The sequence below is a fragment of the Qipengyuania atrilutea genome (genome assembly GCF_013370205.1).
GTDB classification, from domain to species: Bacteria; Pseudomonadota; Alphaproteobacteria; order Sphingomonadales; family Sphingomonadaceae; genus Actirhodobacter; species Actirhodobacter atriluteus.
Genome location: NZ_JABWGV010000001.1, coordinates 928,858 through 950,437 on the forward strand (window position 1 = coordinate 928,858; position 21,580 = coordinate 950,437).

Below are 21,580 nucleotides of genomic sequence, written 5' to 3' on the forward strand. Positions count from 1 at the left end.
GGCCTGTCGCAAACCTGTTTTTCTGAGCTTCGGCGCACACCCTGAGCAGCTTTGCATACCGCAAATACGAAAAAGGCTTAACACGGGCAACCAATTGGTTCTAGTGTCAACGGAACGTTTTGTGGGAGAGTATCGATGATGACACGGCGGCAGACATTAGGTTCGGCATTGGCACTGGGTGCGGCGGTGGCAGCCCGCCCCGCTATCGGGGCCGGAATGTTTCCGGTCATAGAGACAGCGCAGGGCAAGCTGCGAGGGATGTCGTCAGGCGGGGTGAACATTTTCCGCGGCATAAATTACGGCGCCGATACGTCGGGACGGAACCGGTTCATGCCGCCGCTGCCGGTCGAAGCCTGGTCCGGCGTCCGCGACGCCCTTCACTGGAGCGATGTCGCTCCGCAATCCCCCGGCGACCGCCGCCACGTCTACGCCGACCTCATCATGGTCGATCGCAATCCGTCCGGCATGGGCGAGGACAACCTCACCCTCAATTTGTGGACACCGACCGACGATGCGAATGCGAAAAAGCCGGTCATCGTCGTACTTCACGGCGGCGGCTTCTACAGCGGGTCGGGCAATTCTGTCGGCATGGACGGCGAGCAGATGGCCCGGTTCTCCGACAGTGTCGTGATCGCCGTCAATCACCGCCTCGGCGCATTCGGCTTTCTGCATCTGGCGGAATTCGGCGGCGAGGATTTCGCCACATCCGGGACGGCCGGCATGCAGGACATCGTGGCCGCGCTCGGCTGGGTGCGGGAGAACGTCGCTGCCTTCGGAGGCGATCCGAACCGCGTGCTCGTCTACGGTCAGTCGGGAGGAGGCGCCAAGACCAGCGTACTGATGGCTATGCCGGGCGGCAAGGGACTGTTCCACCGCGCCGGCGTCATGAGTGGATCGGCACTACGCATGATGCCTCCCGAAATGGCAAGCGCGACGGCAAAGCGCTTGCTGGGCGCTCTCGAGATCGCACCGGGCGACGTCCGCAAATTGCAGGAGGTGCCGTGGACCACTCTGCTCGAAACGCAGGCGAAGCTCGAAGCCGGCGACCGCGCACGCGGCGAGGCTCCGCGTTCGTTCGCACCGGTGGTGGACGGCATCGCCCTTCCCCGTCACCCTTGGGATCCGGATGCCCCGGACGTATCGGCGGAAGTCCCGATGATCGTGTCCTCGGTGCTCGACGAACGTTCCTACCGGATGGGTGATTTTGCCATGGACGAGAGCGGGCTGATCGAGTTCGCTCGAGAAAGGCTCGGAGACCGGGCGGAAGAGGCGGTAGCAGCCTACCGGGCAGAGGATGCGAAAGCCAAGCCTTTCATCCTCGCCGCACGCCTGGATTCGGACCTTACCTTTCGCAAAGGCGCTTTCGCGCAGGCAGAACTCAAGGCGAAGCAGGGCGGCGCGCCGGTATGGACGTATCTGTGGACACAGCCCAGCCCGGCAGCGGACGGGCGCTTCGGCGCAGTGCACGGCATCGACGTTGCTCCAAGTCTCTACAACACGCGCGGCGCGCTTAACGGCTCGAGCGCGGAGGCGAACACGCTCGCCGCCGCTATCGCTTCGATGTGGGCTTCGTTCGCGGCAAACGGCGACCCCAACAACGAGCGGTTGCCCGAATGGAAACCCTATTCCGCGCCCGAGAGAGCGACGCTGATCTTCAACGACGACCTGCGCGTCGAGAACGATCCGCGCGCACAGTTCCGGCAGTACTGGTCGAAATGAGGCCTCGGCTAGGCGCGGGTTGGTAGCGGAGGAGGGACTCGAACCCCCGACACGTGGATTATGATTCCACTGCTCTAACCACCTGAGCTACTCCGCCCCGATCGCGTGCTGCGCAGTCTGCGCCGCCGACAGAAGCGCCGGGCTACGCGGTCAATTCGCGCCCGGCAAGGCCGCGCATCTAGGGCGGCACCGGCGCATGGTCAACTAGGCATTTTACGGATATTTCATCCGCGAAAGGACCAGTCGCGTATGAAGCCCCAAGGCCCGCCGAGGTATCGGTAAAGGGCGAAACCGGCGAATGAGAATGCGCGCGGCTCGACCTGCGGCGCGAGCTCCGCCTGAAGCGCCTTGGCCTCTTGCGGTGCGACCTTGTTCTGCACCGTCACGTGGAGGCGCGGAGTGTGCTCGTCCTGCGGCATCAGCATCCCGTGAAAGCGGTCTGCGATGCGGCCGCGCAAATCGAGCATTCCGGGACTGGACAGCTTGATCGCGGTTCCGCGGCCCAAACTCATGATGCCCTCGATTTGACCCTGCACTGGGGCGTTCTCGCGCACGATCGCGGCAAGCAGATCGCATAGTTCAGAGCGACACGACGGCGGCAGGGCATGAAAAAGCGTCACATGCGCTTCTAGGTGATTGCGTTCGGGCGGAAAGTGCGCATCGCGCAGCCGGGTCGCCCATGCATGCAGGTCGCGCGGCAGGCGCGCCGTCAGGATCAACGGCGCGTCCGATGCCGCGTCGCTATCCTGCGCAAGGTTCAGATGCCCTTCTCCCGGCGGTACGCGCGCCACTTGGCGACATTCTCGTTATGCTCCTGCAGTGTACGCGAAAATACGTGTCCCCCGCTCCCGTCGGCAACGTAATAGAGCGCTTCGGTTTCGGCCGGAGAGAGCACCGCCGCAATACTTTCGCGGCCCGGATTGGTGATTGGGCCTACCGGCAAGCCAGCGATGGCGCGGGTGTTGTACGGGTTGGGATCACGCAGTTCCGAGCGGCGGATCATCCGACCCAACGGACGGCCCCTGGTGATCGGATAGATCGTCGTCGCGTCGGCACCAAGCATCATTCCGGTCCGGACGCGGTTCGACAGCACCCCGGCAATCATCGGCCGCTCGTCTGCCTGCGCCGTTTCCTTCTCCACGATCGAAGCGAGGATGATCGCTTCTTCAGGTGAATTCACGACCGTGTTGGGCGAACGTTGTTCCCACAGTTCGGCAAGCGCTTCGTCCATGGCAGCTTGCATCCGGGCCAGCACCGCGGCCCGGCTCTCCCCGCGCTCGAAATCGTAGGTTTCGGGCAGGACGGACCCTTCTTCCGGAACCGCGACTTCGCCCGTCAGCAGCGGTTCTGCCATGAGGGCTTCCTGCACGAGCACCGATGGCATGCCCTCGGGAATGGTCACGGCACGGCGAATGACGTCGCCCGTCTGAAAGGTTTCGAGAATGTTCGCCGGGCTCGCACCGGCCGGGATCATGAATTCGCCCGCCTTGATCGGCTCCGCGCCGCCTAGCAGCTTGGCACGGAACAGGAAGCCGCTGGCCGAGGAAATCAGACCTTCCTCTTCAAGCTTGCCGGCGACCGAGGTCAGGCTGGAGCCCGATGGGACGACAAACGCTTGGTCCTCGACCACGCTGCCCCCGCCATACCACGGGAACAGTATCGCGCCCCCGCCGATCGCAAGAGCGAGGCCGATCAGGGCTACGACGAAACAGCCGAGTTTCTTCACGCGCGCGAACCCGGAATGTTAGTCAATCGACTTTGGCCAAGATCAGGCTGGCGTTGGTCCCGCCGAAACCGAAGGAGTTGTTGAGAACAGCCTCCACGTTGCGCTTCTTCGCCTCGTGCGGGACAAGATCGACGCCTTCCGTGCCCTCGTCGGGATCGTCGAGGTTGAGCGTAGGCGGCACGATCTGGTCGCGCAGCGCGAGAATGCAGAAGATGCTCTCGACTGCGCCCGCTCCGCCGAGCAGATGGCCGATCGCGGACTTCGTGCTGCTCATCGATGCGCCGCCGAGGTCGTCGCCGAAAACGCGCTTCGCCGCAGCAAGCTCGATCGTGTCGGCCATGGTCGAGGTGCCGTGAGCATTGATGTAGTCGATATCGCCCGGCTCCATCCCCGCTTTTTTGAGCGCCATGCGCATGGCAAGCTCTGCGCCGCGCCCTTCCGGATGCGGAGCTGTGACGTGATAAGCATCGCCCGACAAGCCGTAGCCCACCACTTCGGCGTAGATCTTCGCCCCGCGTGCTTTCGCGTGTTCGTACTCCTCAAGCACCATCACCCCTGCGCCCTCGCCCATGACGAAGCCGTCGCGGCCCTTGTCGTAAGGACGGCTGGCTTCTTCCGGCCGGTCGTTCATGCTCGTGTTGAGCGCTCTCGCCTGCGCGAAACCCGCAATGCCGAGCGGGTTGACGGTCGATTCCGCGCCCCCTGCCAGCATGATGTCGGCATCGTCGTCGCGGATCATGCGGGCGGCATCGCCGATCGAATGCGCACCCGTCGAGCAGGCCGTGACGACCGCGTGGTTCGGACCCATCAGGCCATATCGGATCGAAACCTGTCCGCTGATCAAATTGATGATGCGGCCATGGACGAAATGCGGGCTGACGCGGCCGGGACCGCGTTCGTGCAGATTGACCGATTCCTGTTCTATCCCGGGAAGCCCGCCAATGCCTGCGCCGATGGAGACGCCCGCGCGTTCCTTCATGGCCTGATCCATTTCGGTAAGGCCAGCATCTTCCAGCGCCTGACCGGCCGCATCGAGCCCGTAGACGATGAAGGGATCCACCTGCCGCTGAATCTTGGAATCGACGCGCTGGTCCGCATCGAAACCCCATTCATGATCCTTGGGCTTCACTTCGCAGGCAATCTGCGCCTTCTGGTTGCTCGCATCGAACCGAGTGATCGGTCCGGCCCCGCTCTTCCCGGCAATCAGATTAGACCAGCTCGTCTCGACGTCACCGCCCAGGGGGGTGACGAGGCCAAGACCAGTTACGACCACACGACGCATTGATTTCTCCGCGTAATAAGACAACAGGCCCGGCCCATTACCGGGGCGGGCCTGTCAGATCCCGCGATTAAACGCGGGGCAAGAGAGCGCGGGGCGTTAGCCCTTGTGCTCTTCGATATATTTCGTGGCGTCGCCCACGGTGGTGATCTTCTCGGCAGCATCGTCCGGGATTTCCACACCGAATTCTTCTTCGAAAGCCATCACGAGTTCGACGATGTCGAGGCTGTCAGCGCCGAGATCGTCGATGAAGCTGGCTTCCTGCGTGACCTTGTCACTTTCGACGCCGAGATGCTCGACAACAATTTTCTGCACGCGGTCAGCGGTATCGCTCATTACTTTCCCTCTCGATTGGGAGTTACACTGTTGTCTTTCGCCCTAATGAACGCAGGCACGCAGTGCAAGCCCGTTGGGCGAAGGCATTCATACGCTTCATGCGGACCGAAGTTCTTCCTCGCTCGTTCACTTCATAATACCACGCAGGAAGAGGACCTCCTATATGAGCAGTACTGTTTTCAAGAGTTTGACCGATACCACTTTCGATTCAGTGGAAGGCTACCGTCAGGCGATCGACAAAGCCGACAGCCCCCAGCTTAAACAGGCGTTCGGCCAGCGGCTTCAGCAGCGCGAGCGGACCTTGGAACAGATGAACGCTGAGCTCGAACGCCAAGGCGATGAACTGGTGACGAAGGGCACAGTGACCGGCGAAGTGCACCAGATGTGGGCCGGCATCACGAGCCTGTTCGAAGACGACGACGAATCCGCAGCCGAGCGTGTCGAAGAAGGTGAGGACTACATCAAGGGCAAGTTCGAAAGCGCGCTCGAAGGCGACGATCTTCACGCGGACGAGCGACAGGTCGTCCAGCGATGCTACGACGAAATCTGTCAGGGAGAGCGGTTCGGCGACATGATCGAACGCCAGATGGACTGACGCTCAGACAGTCTCAATTTAGAAGGGCGCGGACATCGATTCCGCGCCTTTCTTTATGTCTTACTCGCCGCTGTCCGGACTTTCGTCGCGGTCGGTTGCATTCGAGTTCATGTCAGTCCCCTCCCCGCTTCGCGCACTTTCGACCGCTTCGCGCGCAGCGGGCGAAAGCTGAATATCGAGTTCGCGTAGCTGCTTTGCCGAGACGATGCTGGGAGCGCCCATCATCAGATCCTGCGCTCGCTGGTTCATCGGGAATGCGATTACCTCGCGGATGTTCGGCTCGTCGGCCAGCAGCATGACGATCCGGTCGATACCGGGAGCGGAGCCGCCGTGCGGCGGCGCGCCCAGCTTGAAAGCCTCGATCATGCCCGAGAAGTTCGCGTCGACCTCCTCCTTGGAATAACCGGCAACGGCGAACGCCTTGTACATGATGTCCGGCCGGTGGTTACGGATTGCGCCCGAAGACAATTCATAGCCGTTGCAAACGATGTCGTACTGCCATGCCTTGATGTCGAGCGGGTCCTGCGTTTCCAGCGCTTCCATCTCGCCCTGCGGCATAGAGAAGGGGTTGTGGCTGAAGTCGATCTTCTTGAGGTCTTCGTCGTACTCGAACATCGGAAAATCGACGATCCAGCAGAACTTGAAGCAATTCTCTTCGATCAGTCCCAGTTCTTCGGCAACGCGGGTACGCGCCGCTCCTGCTAGCTTGACCGCTTCCTTTTCCTTGCCGGCAGCGAAGAACAGTCCGTCGTTCTCACCAAGGCCGAGCTCGCCGTAGAGCTTTTCCATGCCCTCTGTGCCGTGGTTCTTCGCGATCGGACCGCCGAATTCTCCGCCCTTGCAGGTAACGTAGCCGAGACCAGCGAAGCCTTCGCGGCGCGCCCAGTCGTTCATGTCGTCGAAGAACTTGCGGCTCTTTTCATGCGTGTTCGGTGCCGGGATTACACGGACGCGCCCGCCCCCGCCCACGATCTTCTCGAACAGGCCGAAACCCGATTTCTCGAAATGCGAAGTGACGTCGCTGATTTCGAGTGGATTGCGCAGGTCGGGCTTGTCGCTGCCGTATTTCAGCATCGCTTCGGCATAGGGAATGCGCGGAAACTCGCCTGCGGGGGTCACGCTCTTGCCGTTCGAGAACTCCGCGAACACGCCGGCCAGCACCGGTTCGATCGCCTGGAACACGTCTTCCTGCGTGACGAAGCTCATCTCGAAATCGAGCTGGTAAAACTCCGGGCTGCGGTCGGCGCGCAGGTCCTCGTCACGGAAGCACGGGGCAATCTGGAAATAGCGATCGAACCCGGCCACCATCAGTAGCTGCTTGAACATCTGCGGTGCCTGCGGAAGCGCGTAGAACCGCCCTGCGTGCAGGCGGCTCGGAACGAGATAGTCGCGCGCACCTTCTGGGCTGGAAGCACCGAGGATCGGCGTCTGGAATTCCGAAAAGCCCTGATCGGTCATGCGGCGGCGCAGGCTCTGGATGACCTTGTTGCGCAGCATGATGTTAGCATGGACCCGCTCGCGCCGCAGGTCGACGAAGCGGTACTTGAGGCGGATGTCTTCGGGATAGTCTTCTGCCGAATTGACGATCAGCGGCAGGTCTTCCGCGCGGCTCTGCACGTCGACCTTCCGTGCGAAGACTTCGATCTCGCCGGTCGGCAGGTTGGGGTTCACCGCTTCGGAAGCGCGCGCCTTTACCGCGCCGTCGATGGTGACGACCGATTCCAGCCGGATTTTCTCCAGCATGGCCAGCGCCTCGCTGTCGCTATCGGCTACGATCTGCGTGATGCCGTAATGATCGCGCAGATCGACGAACAGAACGCCGCCGTGATCGCGCTTGTTGTGGACCCAGCCCGACAGGCGAACGGTTTCGCCGACATCGTCTTTCGAAAGGGCGGCGCAGGTGTGGGTACGATAAGCATGCATGAGCGAAAATTTCCGTATTCCGGGGGCGGCGGGCCGAGCGTAGCTTGACGCGCCCGCGCACTTCTAGGATGGGCGGGCTAACAGGGGAAGCACGCATGTTTGTCAAGCCGGACGGACGTGCGCGAAGCTTCCGAGGGCGGCACTCCGCCCACATGAGAAAACGGCGGCTATGAAAATTCACGATCTGATCACGACGACCAGCGCTCTCACCGAACTGTGCGATCGCCTTTCCGAAGCCGACTTCGTGTGCGTCGATACCGAATTCATGCGGGAAAATACCTACTGGCCGCAGCTTTGCCTCGTGCAGATCGCCGATGCGAACGAAGCCGCCGCGATCGACCCGCTGGCGGACGGCATCGACCTTTCCCCGTTGCTGTCGCTGCTGACCGACAACCACAACGTCCTGAAGATCTTTCATGCAGGCGGCCAGGACGTCGAGATCGTCCACAATCTGACCGGCAAGACCCCGCAGCCGATCTTCGATACGCAGATCGCCATGATGGCCATCAGCCAGTCGGAGCAGATCGGCTACGCCAACCTCGTCGAGAGCTGGCTCGGCATCACGGTCGACAAGGGTGCGCGCTTCACCGATTGGAGCCGCCGACCGCTGACCGACCGGCAGATCGAATACGCGATCGGCGACGTGACGCATCTTGCCAAGATATTCCCAAAAATACTCACGCGCCTGATGAAGACTGATCGCGGCGTCTGGCTCGACGCGGAGATGGAAAAGCTCGCCGACCCTGCGAATTACGAGAACGATCCAGAGCTGGCGTGGCGGCGAATCAAGGCGCAAGGCCGCAACCCGGCGGTGCTCGGCCGGCTTAAAGCCCTTGCCGCCTGGCGGGAGGACGAGGCGAAGCACAAGAACATCCCCCGCGGCCGGATCGTGCGTGACGAAACGCTCGCCGACATCGCCGCGCATCCGCCGAAGAAGCAGGCCGACCTGGCGAAGGTTCGCGGCCTCTCTGCAAGCTGGAAAAGCAACGACATCGGCAAACGGCTGATGAACGTCGTGGAAGAGGCGGAAGCGCTGCCGAAGTCCGAGATGCCGCCGAAGAACAAGCGCGGGGCGCCGCTCGGTAAGGAAGGCGCGCTGGTAGCGGACTTGCTCAAGCTTCTGCTCAAGATACGCAGCCGCGAGATCGACGTGGCCTCGCGGCTTCTGGCGCGTTCGGACGAGATGGAGGCACTGGCCGCCGGCATGCGCGATCTGCCACTGCTGAAAGGCTGGCGTTACGAGGTGTTCGGCAAGGACGCGCTTCAGATCGTCGAAGGCAAACTCGCATTCGGTGTGAAGGACGGCCGCCTCATCATGACGCATATCGACGATCTGCACGGGCAGCTCGGCGGGACTTTCGCGCAGGCCAGCAGCGAAGAAGAATAAAGCCTCATGTCCACCTACATGCCCACGATCAAGCAACTGCAATATCTTGTTGCGCTGCACGAACATGGCCATTTCGGTCGAGCGGCGACGGCGAGCTTCGTGTCGCAGTCCACCCTGTCGAGCGGCATTCGCGAGCTCGAATCGCTGCTTGGGGTGACACTTGTCGAACGCAGCCGGCGGGTCGTCCGGTTCACGGCACTCGGTAACCAGGTGGTGGAGAAGGCGCACCGCATCCTGCGCGAAACGGAAGAACTTTCCGAACTGGTGCAGGCTTCTGGCAAGCCGCTTGCCGGAAAGCTTCGTATGAGCGTGATCCCCACGATCGCGCCTTTCATGCTTCCCAAGATGCTTCCGAGGCTCCGGCGCGAGCGGAGCGATCTCGAACTCTTCCTACTCGAGGAAACCAGCCAGGACGCGATCGAATCTCTGCATCACGGGCGCGTCGACTGCGTGCTGCTGGCATTACCGTACGACACCGGCGACGTTGCGAGTGCGCATATCTCCGACGACCGCCTGTTCGTCGCTTTCCCGAAAGACGATCCGCGCGATCCGCCCGAAGTGATGACGCCCGCGATGATCGACGAGGGGCGCCTGCTTATGCTTGAGGACGGCCACTGCCTGAAGGAACACACGCTCGCCGCCTGCAACCGGCCCGAACTGCGCGATGCGGCCACGATGATCGGAACCAGTCTCCACACGCTCGTGCAAATGGTCGATAATGATCTTGGACTGACGATCGTACCGGAAATGGCGATCGAGGCCGGCATTCTCGATGGTACGACCGTCTCCGCCCGCCCCCTGAAAGCCGCGAACGCCAGCCGGGAAATCGCGCTCATATGGCGTAAGAACTCACCGCGCGAGGCAGATTTCGAGCTACTCGCCGAGGAACTGCGCGCCGGTTAAGGTTTCGTGAAAAACCGTCCCGGTCTGGAACGGGGTAAAATCTAAACATGACGTTAATATCTTTGTTCATGCGGCAAGCCTTCGTTACAACGCAGCAGTCAGCAACCGGGTCGTGCCGAGAAGGAGCTTCGTTATGAAACTGAGCAATCTATCCAGACTAGCTATCGCCGCGGGCGCGTTGTCCCTCGCCGCACCGGCAGCCGCGATCGATTACATTATCGATCTTTCGGGCAACGGGCTCAGCGCCACGGGAAGTATCTCGACCGATGGTACGATCGGCGTCCTCGATGCGGGCAATATCACCGCGTTCACGTTCAATCTGGACGACGGCTTCGATACGTTCACGATAACCGAAGACAACGCGGAAACCCTTTTTGGGGGTGCCGGGTTCATCGCAACGCTCGACAGCCTGCGTTTCAATTTCAGCAATCCGGATGCGTTCGCGCTGTTCCAGAACCCCATTCCAGCCAGCGGTCGCAACTTCATCTGTTTTGCCGGAGGCCTTTGCGGTGGCGGTTCGAACCGGGTTAGTATCACTGTCCGCACTTTTGGAGGCGGTATTCCGCAAACCGGTAACCAGATCGTCGGATCGGTCGGGACGGTCAACGGCGCTGTGCCCGAACCTGCGACCTGGGCGATGATGCTGCTCGGTTTTGCGGCAACCGGCATGGCAATGCGCCGCCGCAAGCAGGCGAACGTCACATTCAGCTACGCCTGACCCTTACTCGCGCGAAACGATAGCCGCCGGTCCCTGCACGGGTCGGCGGCTTTTTCGTATCTGCTCCATCGCCGAGCGGACCCGCCAACGGAAGGCATCAACGAAAAAGGCGGCCCCGTCGGACCGCCTTCCTCCCGGCCATGCAGCCGAACTGGTAAACAGGCTTACTTCTTGAGGCTGAGCCCGCCGAAGCGCTTGTTGAAGGCTGCGACGCGGCCGCCTTCCTGAATCTGCTGCTTGCCGCCCGTCCATGCCGGGTGGCTCGTCGGATCGATTTCGAGCGACAGGGTGTCGCCTTCGCTGCCCCAGGTGGAGCGCGTCTGAAACTCGGTACCATCCGTCATCTTGACGGTGATGGTGTGGTAGTCGGGGTGCCCATCGGCCTTCATGTCATATATCCTTTTAGCTTCGGACCGGTTCCGACCGGCCCTGCTGTCCGCGGAGAAAGCGGGCGCTTACCCTGCCCCGCCCCTGTTGGCAACCTACCATCCACGGCTTCAGGGAAGCTTCCATTCGGCAGGACGGTTCTCTTCCATTTCCGCGAGCTTAGCCTGCTGCTCGGAAAGAGGTTCTACGCCAGATTCCACGCGTAGCTTGTCGGTGAGAAAATCGCGGTCGTAGCGGCCTTGGTTCGCTGGTTTTGTGACCGACATCGACCGCTGCGTGCCGAATATCTGTCCGCGCGCAATCGATTGAAGATAGCGGTCAAGCGAAGCGGCGGCGATCCATTCCGCTTCTTCCTTGCCGAGCGCGAGAGACCGAACGGCTAGCACATGCGAAAGAAGGTAGTCCTCCGCTTCGTCGCCATGCTGGAAGATGAAGGCCGCGTTGTAATAATCATCGGCGGTATTAAGCGCGTCGGCGTCAAGCAATTCGCGCGTACGCTTCAAACGCGCGACGTCTTCTCGCATTACGGTTTGCCAATCAATGTTGTCGCCCTTGCGCGCAGCCTGGTCGGCTTCGAACATAGCGGACATTTCCGCATTGTCGGCAACGGAGACGTCCTGCGCATAGGCAGGCTGCGCCATCGTCAGCAGGACGGCGGCCGCGAGAACTACGACCGTGCGCATTACTCGGGCGCGTCAGCGATCATTGCAGTAAACTCGACCTGGCAGGTGATCTTGCCCTCGACGCTCGCTTCGCCGCGGAACTTGCAAACGCGTGCGCGTTTTTGGACGAACTCGGCTTTCAGATCGAGCAGACAGCCCGGCTCGACCGGAGCGCGGAATTTCGCGTTCTCGATCGCCATGAAATAGACAAGCTTGCCCGACCCGGCGAGGTCCAGCGTTTCGACCGCGAGTATCCCCGCAGCCTGCGCCAGCGCCTCGATCTGAAGCACACCGGGCATGATCGGCCTTCCGGGGAAATGGCCCTGAAAGAAGTCCTCGTTAAAGCTGACGGCCTTCACCGCATGAATGCGCTCGTCCGTGACGAGGCTGGCCACCCGGTCCACCAGCAGAATCGGGTAACGATGAGGCAGGGCCTTGAGGATACCGGCGACATTCATCGCGCCGATGGAGGTGCTATCGTCCGCTTCGCTCATGCCCTGCCCCTTTCGTGTCCTTTACCGGCCCTGCGGCTGCTGTGTTGCCGGTGCCGCCTGCTGCTGAGCGGCGGCCTGTGCTGCCTGTTGCTGCACGACAGCGCCTACGATCTGGCCAACGGCTTGGTGGAGCGCGACCGTTTCGCGGCGCGGCTGCCAGTTGGCGGGCGGCGTCGTGCTGACGGTCGGCACGCGCTGGTCGAGCAGGGTCACGAGATCGTCGGTAACGTCGGCGCTCTCCGGAGCATACTGAACGGCATCGGGCGTCAGCATGAGCGAGATATTCTTGTTCTGCACCACCTGGTTACGAACATTGGCGTAGTCGTTCACGAGCTGCTCGATCGCGTAATACTGCGCCAAGACCACCGGCTGCGCGAGCGTATTGATCTGCTGTTCCTTCTGTTGCAGCTGCTGGACAACCGAAGGATTGGCTTGCGCTTCTGCGTTCGTCAGCTGGCCGTCGTTGTTCGTATCGAGGCTCTGCTGCAATCGCGCCAGCTCCTGCCGGGCCGTATTGATCTGCTGGATCTGCGAGGCGTAGGTCTGCTGGATCTGCTGGTAGGCGTTGTTACGGGCCTGCGAGCGAACGAACACGACTTCAGGGGTGCTCGTCGCGATGCCGTTGACCTGCGCAGCTGCCGGTGCGGCAGCGAACACCGCGCCAGAACCGAGAACCAGCGAAGCCAGAGCGAAAGAAGAAATGAGATTTTTCATTAGAACTGTGTTCCTACGTTGAAGGAGAATGTCTTGGTGTCGTCGCCGCGCTCTTTCTTGATGATCTGAGCAAAATCGATCCTGAACGGACCGAAGGGCGAGTTCCAGTTCACGCCGATACCGACCGCAATACGCGGGGATGGCGTATCGCCGAGATAGACTTCGCGGAATGCCGTTAGGTCCCCTGCCGGCTGATTGGCCGCACCCTCGGCATCGGTCGGCGAAAGCGTCCGCAGCCCGGTAATATTGTCGCGGAAGAGCGACGGGTTGGGCGGCGGGATCGTCAGAAGCGACGGATTCGGAGCATTGTAGAGCGCACCGATATCCGCGAAGATCGACGGGCGCAAACCGAGTTCGCGCGCGCCGCTGCCAAGCGGAATTTCGAGTTCGGCGCGGCCGAGATAATATGCCGTGCCCCCGATCGCATCATTCGCCCGGCGGTTGTTGCGCGCGTCGGGTATGATGTCGATGATCTCGCCGTCTTCATCGTAAAACTGTCGAACGATGCGCGGGCCGACGCCCCGGATGTCGAATCCGCGGATCTGCCCTTCGCCAAGGAAGAACCGATCGGTCAGCCGCACCGGATCGTTGTTGAGACTGCGGATCGCACCGCCTTCGGCGCTGAGTGAGAAGATGAACCCGCTGCCGACGTTCCAGAACTGCGAAGCGTTGCCGCGTATGCGCAGGTAGTCGACCGATCCGCCCAGACCGGCAAACTCAGTCGAGATTTGCAGCGAGCGGCCGCGTGTCGGCCGCAGGCGGCTATCGAGTGTATTGTAGGCAAGCGTTGCGCCGAGGATGGAGCTTGTGCGCTCGCCGATGGCCTCGCACAGATAGCGGCTGGCAAGCAGCGGCTCGCAGGTCGCGATCCCGTCATTGTCGAAATCGGCGAAATACTGCTGCTCGCTGATCGTGACGTCCTCGATCTGGAAGCGGTAGCTGCCGACGAGCGAGATGTACTCCGTAAGCGGAACGCCAAGCCGTGCGGAAATACCGGTGCTGCTCTGCTCGAAGGTCGCGGCGTTCCGGTTGAAATAGTCGTTGTCGAAATCTTTGCGGAAAATGTCGATCCCGGCAGAGATATTGCGGTCGAACAGATAGGGTTCGGTAAAGCTGATCTGAGCAGAACGCGACACGCGAGAATAATTGAGGTTCAATCCGATGGTCTGGCCGCGCCCGCGGAAGTTGCGCTGCCTGATCGAACCGGCGAGGATGAAGTTCTCGATCGAGCTGAAGCCGGCCGACAACTGCAATTCACCGGTCGGCTCTTCCTGCACGTTCGCCTCGAGCACGATCCGGTCGGGCTGGCTGCCCTCGACCTGCGTGATCTCGAAGCCTTCCTGGAAATAGCCGAGCGAGTTGATACGCGCCGTCGAGCGCGCCACGGCGAGCGAATTGAACGCATCGCCTTCCGCAAGGCGGAATTCGCGGCGAATGACCTTGTCCTGCGTCAGCGTGTTGCCGTTGACGTCGATCCGCTCGACATAAACACGCGGCGCCTCGCGCAGCTGAAATGTCACGTCCATCGTGAGCGCTTCCTTGTTGCGCTCGAACTCTGGCCGCACGTCTGCGAATGCGTAACCGAATGCGCCCGCCGTTTCGGTCAGGCCTTCAACCGTGTCCTCGACCAGCTTGGCATTGTACCAGTCGCCGCTCTGGATCCCGAGGCGGTTCGTCATCGCCTCGCTATCGAAGTCGCGCAGTTGGCTTTCAACTTCGACGTCGCCGAATTTGTAGCGCTCGCCCTCTTCGACCACATAGGTAATGATGAAATCGCGCCGGTCGGGGGTCAGTTCGGCCACCGCGGAAACGACGCGGAAGTCGGCGTAGCCTTCGGTCAGGTAGAACTGGCGCAGCTTCTGCTGGTCAAACGCGAGCCGGTCGGGATCGTAGCTGGTGTTGGAACTGAAGAAGCTGGTTAGACGAGCCTGCTTCGTCAGCATCTCGCCGCGCAGTTCGCCGTCGGAGAAAGCCTCGTTGCCGATGATGTTAATCTGGCGGACCTTCGACTTCGGCCCCTCCTCGATCTCGAACACGATGTCGACGCGGTTCTGAGACAACTGCACCATCTTCGGCTCGACCGAGGCGGCAAAGCGGCCCTGCCGCTTGTAGAGCTCGATGATCCGGGCAACGTCGGCCCGCACTTTCGAGCGCGTGAAGATCTGGCGCGGCGCGAGCTTGATCTCGGGCAGGATCTTGTCGTTCTTGAGGCGCTCGTTCCCTTCGAGAACGATCCGGTTGATAACCGGGTTCTCGGTTACGTCGACCACTACGTTTCCGCCCTCGTTGCGGATGGCGAAGCTGGAGAACAGTTCCGTCGCCGAAAGTTCCTTCAGCGCCTGGTCGGCGGCAGCGGCGGAATAGGGCTGACCAACCCTCAGGCTGATATAGGAGAGGATCGTTTGCGGTTCGAGCCGCTGCGCACCCTCGACCCGGATCGAGCGGATGATCTCGTTCTGAGGAGCAACTTGCTGCGGGGCCGGCTGAGCAGTTACCTGTGCAGGCGTCCCAGTCTGCGCCGCGGCCGGGGCGGCGTCCTGCGCGAACGCGGCGGCAGGAACGCCCGCAAGCGCGGAGCCGCACAGCAATGCAGCGGCGTATTTCGCCGCGGTTTTCGTCGCACCATCAGCGGCCATAAGTTTTCCGTTCATAGGTTAGGAATTTCCCGTCCTGCCCGTTCAATCGACTAAGCCGGCCCCCTGATCTGCCGCTTCGTCACCTTGCCCCCGCTTTGCACGGCAGGCGATTTCGCGCCGTGCTTTAGGCGATGCACACGCGCAATCAACCTCGGCGCGCGTGCGATGCACAAATTTGCGTTCAACCTCCTCGTCGCGGCCCGTGTCAGGCGCGGTCCGCTATCCGAATATCGGTAACGAAATCACGTCGTTGATCGTCACGAACACCATCAACGCCACGACCAGCGCGATGCCGGTGCGATAAGCGATTTCCGTGCCCCTCGGCCCCACCGGTTTGCGGCGGACGGCTTCGGCAGCATAGAAGGCGAGGTGCCCGCCATCGAGCGCCGGAATTGGCAGGAGGTTAATGAATGCCAAGTTAATTGAGATAAGCGCCGAAAACTCGATGAAAGACAGCCATCCCTCGGACAATCTCTCGCCCGAGAACTTGGCTATCTTGAGCGGTCCGCCAAGCTCCTGAACGGAGCGTTCGCCGAAGATGATCTGCCGCAGTCCCTCGATCATGGAGCCGACGAGCCGGACGTTCGCTTCTGCAGCGAGCCCGACGGCGGCGACGGCCCCGACCTTCTCGTAGCCGACCTGGTCGCCCATCACGCCAAGCAGGCCGATCCGCCCTTCATTGCCGTAGCGGTCGGTGAAGAGATAATCCTCGGTCACGAGCGGAACGGTCTGGCGCGCCCCGTCGCGCTCGACCACCACGTCCATCGCCTTGCCCGGATAAAGCGCCACTGCGTCCCGGACCTGCATGAAGTCGTCGACCGGATTGCCGTCGACAGCCACGATGCGATCACCCACCTCGACCCCTGCTGCCTCGGCGACCGAGTTTTCCGAGAAGCCCGTCACCACCGGCTCTGCCATCGGCTTGCCGAGCAGTGCGAAGAAAGCGGCGAAGATCGCAACCGCGATCAGAATGTTCGTTGCCGGACCTGCGAATACGATCAGCGCGCGTTGCCACAGCTTCGCGTGGTGAAAGCTGCCGTCGCGCTCCTCTTCCGGCATCGCGTCGAGCGCCTTACGATCGGGAATGCTGGCCGGGTCCATGTCGCCCTTAAACTGGACATAGCCGCCAAGCGGCAGAGCCGAGATCTTCCAGCGCGTCCCCCGGCTGTCCGTCCAGCCGGTCAGTTCCTTGCCGAAGCCGATCGAGAATGCTTCCGCCTTAACCCCGAACATGCGCCCGACCAGATAATGGCCGAGCTCGTGCAGCGTCACCAAAGGCCCGAGCACGGCAAGGAAGCCGGCAATCCACATCCAGACTGGAATTTGTTCAGCCAATAGCGTGCTTTCCCACCATCTGCCCGGCGAGGGAGCGCGCCGCTTCGTCCGCAGCGAGCACCTCTTCGAGCGATTTTGCTTGATGCGACAGATTTCCTGCCGCCAGAACGTCTTCCACCACTACCGCTATCTTGGTGAACGCAATCTTACCGCCGAGGAAGGCCGCCACCGCCACTTCGTTCGCGGCATTGAGCGCCGCCGGGGCGATCCCGCCTGCCTGAAGCGCTTCCCGCGCCAGCCGGGTGGCCGGAAAGCGCGCCTCGTCCGGTGCTTCGAAAGTAAGCTCGCCGATTGCGGCGAGGTCGAGCGGCGAACAGGGCGTGTCCATCCGCCGCGGATAGGCGAGGCAGGACGCGATCGGCACGCGCATATCGGGCGGGCCGAGCTGTGCCAGCGTGGAGCCGTCGCGGTACTCGACCATGGAATGGATGACGCTTTGCGGGTGAACCACGATTTTGAGCGCGTCGAGCCCGACCGGGAAGAGGTAATGCGCCTCGATGAACTCCAGCCCCTTGTTCATCATCGTGGCGGAATCGACGCTGATCTTCGCGCCCATGTCCCAGTTGGGATGCGCGACCGCTTCTGCGGGCGTAGCCACCTCAAGCCGCTCGGCCGACCAGGTCCGGAGCGGTCCCCCACTCGCCGTGAGCGTGATCGTGCGCACGTCCTCGATGGCATTGCCGGCAAGGCACTGGAAGATCGCATTGTGCTCCGAATCGACCGGAAGGAGCGTCGCGCCATGCCGCTCTACGGCGGCAGTCATCACGTCGCCCGCCGAAACCAGCGCTTCCTTGTTGGCGAGCGCGACCGTGCCGCCCCGCTCGATCGCTGCCATGACCGGAGCGAGCCCCGCACAGCCCACGATCGCTGCAATCGTCATGTCAACCGGGCGCTGCGCCGCTTCGATCAGCGCGCTGCGTCCGGCCGCGGTTGCGATACCGGTTCCGCCAAGTTCCTGCCGCAGTTCGGCATGGCAGCTTTCGTCCCCGACCACGGCAATTGCCGCACCGAATTCGCGTACCAATGCGGCAAGTTCCTTGACGGAGCAGTTGGCGGTCAGTGCTTCGACCCGCCATTCCGCGCGGTTGCGGCGGATCAGATCGAGCGTCTGGAGCCCGACCGATCCGGTCGCGCCGAGAATGGAGATCGACCGCGTCACGGGTGCACCCACCACAGCAGCGAACCGGCGATTGCGACCGGCAACAAGCCGTCCACGCGGTCGAAGATGCCGCCGTGCCCCGGAATGAGATTGGACGAATCCTTCATGTTCGCCCGCCGCTTCAGCCAGCTTTCGAAGAAGTCGCCTGCCTGCGCGACGACCGCGAGGACCGCTCCGATGAACAGCGCGCCCAGCCCCATGGTTGAGAACGCCCGCTCGCCCACATTGCTGTAAAAGAAGGCGAAGGCGACGAGGCCTGCGCATAGCGCGCCGCCGCCGAGCCCGGCCCAGGTCTTGGACGGGCTGATCCGCGGGGCGATCTTGGGCCCGCCGATGGTCCGGCCGCTGAAATAGGCTCCGGTATCGGTCGCGATGACGACTGCAACGAGGCCCAGAACGACAGGGATCGGCAATATGATGAGCGCCGTTGCCGCGGCGGCGATGTAGGCCGCGCCCGCCAGCCAGCCTGCAATCCGCAGCACCGCGTTCCTCTGCGCGCGCCATACGAGCCTCGCGAACTCGCCGAAGCACGCAAGTGCGATCAGCGCCGCGAAGGCGTCGAAGTACACGCCGCCGAGCCATAGCGCTGCCCCGGCAATTGCAAGCATCACCGCTGCGGAAGCGGCCCGCCTCGGCAAGTCGGAGGTGCGGAGCTTGAGCGGTAGCCGAACATAGCGCACCGCCCCCGCCCTGAAGCGGTCCCGTTTGCGCAGCGGTGTATCGGTCCGCTCAGCGCCCGCCATAACGCCGCTCCCTACCGGAGAATTCCTCGAGCAGGCCCGCGAGATGCTCGGGCGTAAAATCGGGCCAGAGCGTATCGACGAACATCATCTCCGCATAGGCGCACTGCCACAGCAGGAAGTTGGAAAGCCGTACCTCGCCGCTGGTGCGGATGAGCAGATCGAGCGGCGGCAGGTCCGCCGTATCGAGATGCGCGGCAATGCTTTCGTCGGTAATGGCGCCATGCTCCGCCGCTTTGGTCGCGGCGCGGGCAATCTCCTGCTGCCCGCCGTAGTTAAGAGCGACCGCGAGGGTCCGGGTGCCCTTCGCAGTCTGCGCCAGCGCATCCTCGAGCATTTCCACGATATCGGGCGCCAGCGCCTTGTAATCGCCGATGATCTTGAGGCGTACGTCGTTTGCGACGAACTCGGGCAAGTCGGATTTGATGAACCGGCGCATGAGGTTCATGAGGTCGTCGATCTCGCCTTCCGGGCGTTTCCAGTTCTCGCTGGAAAAGGCGTAGAGCGTCAGGCACTCGATACCCATCGGCTGGACTGCGCGGACCAGCGCGCGCACCGCCTCCACGCCTTTCCGGTGACCCATGACCCGCGGCAGGTGATGCTGCTTCGCCCAGCGCCCGTTGCCGTCCATGATGATCGCCACATGGCGGGCGCGGGGCGTCGCATCGGTCATGAGAAAGAAGCCCGAAAACCGCCCATTACTGGGTGAGGATTTCCTGCACCTTCTTCTCGACCACGCTGTCGGTGTCGGCGACGTGCTTGTCGGTCATCTTCTGCACGTCGTCTTCCATGCGCTTGCGCTCGTCTTCCGAGATTTCCTTCTTCTTCTCGTCTTCCTTCAGCGCTTCCATGCCGTCGCGGCGCACGTTGCGGATCGCGATCTTCGCCTTTTCGCCGTATTCGCCGGCCAGCTTGGCGAGTTCCTTGCGGCGCTCCTCGGTGAGGTCGGGCAGCGGCAGGCGGATCGTCTGCCCGTCCTGCATCGGATTGAGGCCAAGGTTCGCCTTGGCGATGCCCTTCTCGACCGCGTTGACGTTCGCCTTGTCCCATACCTGGACGCTCAGCATCCGGGGTTCGGGAGCGGACACGGTCGCAACCTGGTTCAGCGGCATCATCGCGCCGTACACCTCGACATGCACCGGATCGAGCAGGCTGGTATTGGCGCGCCCCGTCCTCAGGCCGGCGAGATCGCTTTTGAGCGATTCAACCGCTCCGTTCATGCGCCGATCGATATCGGCCTTGTCGAATTTAGCCATGTCGGCCTCTCCTCACGAAAAATCAGTCTTGTGCCTGCACGATCGTCTGCACGCCTTCACCGGCCAGCACCCGGGCGACATTGCCCTTCTCCCGGATCGAGAACACGACGATCGGTATCGCATTCTCGCGCGCGAGCGCAACTGCCGTGGCGTCCATCACCTTGAGATTGTCGGACAGCACCTTGCCATAGGATATTGTATCGAAACGCTTTGCTTCGGGGAAGAGCTTCGGATCGCGGTCGTATACGCCGTCCACGCTTGTTCCCTTCATCAGCGCGTCGCAGTTCATTTCCGCCGCGCGCAGCGCCGCGCCGGTATCGGTCGTGAAGAACGGATTGCCGGTGCCGGCGGCGAAGATCACGATGCGGCCCTTCTGCAAGTGCCGCTCCGCCCGGCGACGGATGTAGGGCTCGCACACGCTCGCCATCGGGATCGCCGACTGCACGCGCGTTTCGACACCAAGTTGTTCCAGCGCGTTCTGCATCGCGAGTGCGTTCATCACAGTCGCGAGCATACCCATGTAGTCGCCGGTCGTTCGGTCGAGCCCGCGCGAAGCCGCGCTGATCCCGCGGAAGATGTTGCCGCCGCCGATGACGAGGCACATTTCGAGGCCGGTTTCCTTCGCAGCCTTCACCTCTTCGGCGAGCCGCGTCACATAGGCGGGGTCGATGCCGTATTCCTGCTCGCCCATCAGCACCTCGCCCGACAGTTTGAGCAGGATGCGTTTCATCGGGGGAAGAGTCATGGAAGCGGGGTTCTTTTTGCTGGCGGCGTGAAGGCGTTACGCGCCCGGCCTTAGAGCCTCCGCCTGCACGTGCCAAGTGCGTGTCTGCCGGCCTGAGCAAGTCCAACAGGATGGAACACATGGAACACGGTGCAAGGGTGAGAAAAAGCGAAGAGCTGCCGAGCGTTATTTCGAGGGACGAACGGTGAGAAAGAGCGCTCCGCCCTTTAGCTCTGCAACTTTGAAGTAGGACAGTTAATTCGGTTTGCAATTGGATGAACCATGCCCTCCGGCGGCAATTTGCCCTGCTTCCGCAATTTCGGTAGAATGCTTGGTGGGTCGCGAGGAGAATTGATTATGCGTTTTCTTCTATCTGCCTTCGCCATTGCAGTTCTCGCGGCGCCGGTGAGTTCACCTGCGCTCGGACAGCAATCTGATACGCCAGCAGCGAATAATCACACCGAGCGCAACAAGCGTCTCGCTGCGGAATTCTACGAAGATCTCTGGTTCTCGAACAACACCGACGCTTTCAGCGAATACGTTGCTCCGGAATACGTTGTGCACGACGTCGGCGACCGGAAAAATGTCACCGAAAAAGCGATCGCGCAAAAGGAAATCGCCGATCTGTTTCACAGTTTCGGAGAACTGCGCGGCGAAATCGACTATCAAATCGCAGAGGGTGATAAGGTCGCGACCAGATGGTTCATTTCCCTAAGCCCAAACGAAAACGGCCAGCGCATGGGAATGACCAGTGTCGAACGGGTGCCCATCATCAACGTCTTCAGGTTTAACGAAGATGGCAAGATCGTCGAAATCTGGAATCACCGCCACGATGTGGATCTCCCGCAGCCACGCGGCCGCGGAAATGGACCTTCCAAGTAGTTCAG

Annotated in this window: 22 protein-coding genes and 1 tRNA gene; 6 read left to right on the plus strand and 17 right to left on the minus strand. The window is 61.9% G+C overall.

Translation table 11 applies throughout. The features are described 5' to 3' along the window. The first annotated feature begins 135 nt into the window (after window positions 1–135). On the plus strand, window positions 136–1,719 hold the full coding sequence (locus HUV48_RS04555; RefSeq protein WP_176266538.1) for a carboxylesterase/lipase family protein: 1,584 nt from the start codon (window positions 136–138) through the stop codon (window positions 1,717–1,719). Between the two features lie 20 nt (window positions 1,720–1,739). Here HUV48_RS04555 and HUV48_RS04560 read toward each other — a convergent pair. The 5 genes from HUV48_RS04560 to HUV48_RS04580 all read right to left on the minus strand — a co-directional run bounded on the left by HUV48_RS04560 (window position 1,740) and on the right by HUV48_RS04580 (window position 5,060). After that, a tRNA-Met gene (locus tag HUV48_RS04560) sits at window positions 1,740–1,816 on the minus strand. 127 nt (window positions 1,817–1,943) lie between these two features. Then, window positions 1,944–2,510: a 2'-5' RNA ligase family protein gene (locus tag HUV48_RS04565; RefSeq protein WP_318656041.1), complete on the minus strand. Its 567-nt coding sequence runs from the start codon at window positions 2,508–2,510 to the stop codon at window positions 1,944–1,946. Beyond that, window positions 2,477–3,445, minus strand: coding sequence for an endolytic transglycosylase MltG (mltG, locus tag HUV48_RS04570; RefSeq protein WP_176266539.1), 969 nt, complete (start codon window positions 3,443–3,445; stop codon window positions 2,477–2,479). The genes HUV48_RS04565 and mltG overlap by 34 nt, the downstream gene beginning before the upstream one ends. A 22-nt stretch (window positions 3,446–3,467) precedes the next feature. Continuing rightward, window positions 3,468–4,727 carry a beta-ketoacyl-ACP synthase II gene (gene fabF / locus HUV48_RS04575; RefSeq protein ID WP_176266540.1) on the minus strand — a complete coding sequence of 420 codons (1,260 nt, stop codon included), beginning with the start codon at window positions 4,725–4,727 and terminating at the stop codon, window positions 3,468–3,470. A gap of 96 nt (window positions 4,728–4,823) precedes the next feature. Then, on the minus strand, window positions 4,824–5,060 hold the full coding sequence (locus HUV48_RS04580; protein WP_095011754.1) for an acyl carrier protein: 237 nt from the start codon (window positions 5,058–5,060) through the stop codon (window positions 4,824–4,826). Between the two features lie 163 nt (window positions 5,061–5,223). On the opposite strand from HUV48_RS04580, the gene HUV48_RS04585 reads away from it, so the two are divergent. Beyond that, the gene (locus tag HUV48_RS04585) at window positions 5,224–5,655 is read left to right on the plus strand and encodes a ferritin-like domain-containing protein (RefSeq protein ID WP_176266541.1); all 432 of its coding nucleotides are present in this window, start codon (window positions 5,224–5,226) and stop codon (window positions 5,653–5,655) included. Between the two features lie 60 nt (window positions 5,656–5,715). Here HUV48_RS04585 and aspS read toward each other — a convergent pair whose 3' ends face one another. Further along, window positions 5,716–7,578 carry an aspartate--tRNA ligase gene (aspS, locus tag HUV48_RS04590; RefSeq protein WP_176266542.1) on the minus strand — a complete coding sequence of 621 codons (1,863 nt, stop codon included), beginning with the start codon at window positions 7,576–7,578 and terminating at the stop codon, window positions 5,716–5,718. 169 nt (window positions 7,579–7,747) lie between these two features. Here aspS and rnd point away from each other — a divergent pair, with 169 nt between their 5' ends. From rnd to HUV48_RS04605, 3 genes are all read left to right on the plus strand, one after another. Next, window positions 7,748–8,965: a ribonuclease D gene (gene rnd, locus HUV48_RS04595; RefSeq protein ID WP_176266543.1), complete on the plus strand. Its 1,218-nt coding sequence runs from the start codon at window positions 7,748–7,750 to the stop codon at window positions 8,963–8,965. Between the two features lie 6 nt (window positions 8,966–8,971). Then, window positions 8,972–9,868: a LysR substrate-binding domain-containing protein gene (locus HUV48_RS04600; protein ID WP_176266544.1), complete on the plus strand. Its 897-nt coding sequence runs from the start codon at window positions 8,972–8,974 to the stop codon at window positions 9,866–9,868. Window positions 9,869–10,001: 133 nt separating this feature from the next. Beyond that, complete coding sequence (locus HUV48_RS04605) at window positions 10,002–10,586, plus strand: PEPxxWA-CTERM sorting domain-containing protein (RefSeq protein ID WP_176266545.1); 585 nt, start codon at window positions 10,002–10,004, stop codon at window positions 10,584–10,586. Window positions 10,587–10,750: 164 nt separating this feature from the next. Here HUV48_RS04605 and rpmE read toward each other — a convergent pair whose 3' ends face one another. The 11 genes from rpmE to pyrH form a co-directional block, all read right to left on the minus strand. Beyond that, the gene (gene rpmE, locus HUV48_RS04610) at window positions 10,751–10,975 is read right to left on the minus strand and encodes a 50S ribosomal protein L31 (protein ID WP_176266546.1); all 225 of its coding nucleotides are present in this window, start codon (window positions 10,973–10,975) and stop codon (window positions 10,751–10,753) included. A 108-nt stretch (window positions 10,976–11,083) separates the two neighbouring features. Further along, window positions 11,084–11,656: a hypothetical protein gene (locus tag HUV48_RS04615; protein ID WP_176266547.1), complete on the minus strand. Its 573-nt coding sequence runs from the start codon at window positions 11,654–11,656 to the stop codon at window positions 11,084–11,086. After that, window positions 11,656–12,129 carry a 3-hydroxyacyl-ACP dehydratase FabZ gene (gene fabZ, locus HUV48_RS04620; protein WP_176266548.1) on the minus strand — a complete coding sequence of 158 codons (474 nt, stop codon included), beginning with the start codon at window positions 12,127–12,129 and terminating at the stop codon, window positions 11,656–11,658. Before fabZ ends, HUV48_RS04615 begins: the two co-directional genes overlap by 1 nt. Window positions 12,130–12,150: 21 nt before the next feature. Further along, complete coding sequence (locus HUV48_RS04625; protein ID WP_176266549.1) at window positions 12,151–12,843, minus strand: OmpH family outer membrane protein; 693 nt, start codon at window positions 12,841–12,843, stop codon at window positions 12,151–12,153. Then, on the minus strand, window positions 12,843–15,494 hold the full coding sequence (bamA, locus tag HUV48_RS04630; RefSeq protein ID WP_176266550.1) for an outer membrane protein assembly factor BamA: 2,652 nt from the start codon (window positions 15,492–15,494) through the stop codon (window positions 12,843–12,845). Before bamA ends, HUV48_RS04625 begins: the two co-directional genes overlap by 1 nt. A gap of 204 nt (window positions 15,495–15,698) precedes the next feature. After that, window positions 15,699–16,814 carry an RIP metalloprotease RseP gene (gene rseP, locus HUV48_RS04635; RefSeq protein ID WP_225871509.1) on the minus strand — a complete coding sequence of 372 codons (1,116 nt, stop codon included), beginning with the start codon at window positions 16,812–16,814 and terminating at the stop codon, window positions 15,699–15,701. Then, complete coding sequence (locus HUV48_RS04640) at window positions 16,807–17,973, minus strand: 1-deoxy-D-xylulose-5-phosphate reductoisomerase (protein WP_176266551.1); 1,167 nt, start codon at window positions 17,971–17,973, stop codon at window positions 16,807–16,809. The genes rseP and HUV48_RS04640 overlap by 8 nt, the downstream gene beginning before the upstream one ends. Continuing rightward, entirely contained in the window at window positions 17,970–18,716 is a 747-nt protein-coding gene (locus tag HUV48_RS04645; protein WP_176266552.1) for a phosphatidate cytidylyltransferase, read from the minus strand. Before HUV48_RS04645 ends, HUV48_RS04640 begins: the two co-directional genes overlap by 4 nt. After that, on the minus strand, window positions 18,703–19,386 hold the full coding sequence (gene uppS, locus HUV48_RS04650) for a polyprenyl diphosphate synthase (RefSeq protein WP_176266553.1): 684 nt from the start codon (window positions 19,384–19,386) through the stop codon (window positions 18,703–18,705). The genes HUV48_RS04645 and uppS overlap by 14 nt, the downstream gene beginning before the upstream one ends. Window positions 19,387–19,411: 25 nt before the next feature. After that, the gene (gene frr / locus HUV48_RS04655; protein ID WP_176266554.1) at window positions 19,412–19,969 is read right to left on the minus strand and encodes a ribosome recycling factor; all 558 of its coding nucleotides are present in this window, start codon (window positions 19,967–19,969) and stop codon (window positions 19,412–19,414) included. Between the two features lie 22 nt (window positions 19,970–19,991). Next, window positions 19,992–20,714 (minus strand): UMP kinase, encoded by a 723-nt coding sequence (gene pyrH / locus HUV48_RS04660; RefSeq protein ID WP_176266555.1) that lies wholly within the window; start codon window positions 20,712–20,714, stop codon window positions 19,992–19,994. Window positions 20,715–21,050: 336 nt separating this feature from the next. On the opposite strand from pyrH, the gene HUV48_RS04665 reads away from it, so the two are divergent. After that, window positions 21,051–21,575, plus strand: coding sequence for an ester cyclase (locus tag HUV48_RS04665; protein WP_176266556.1), 525 nt, complete (start codon window positions 21,051–21,053; stop codon window positions 21,573–21,575). Window positions 21,576–21,580 lie beyond the last annotated feature (5 nt).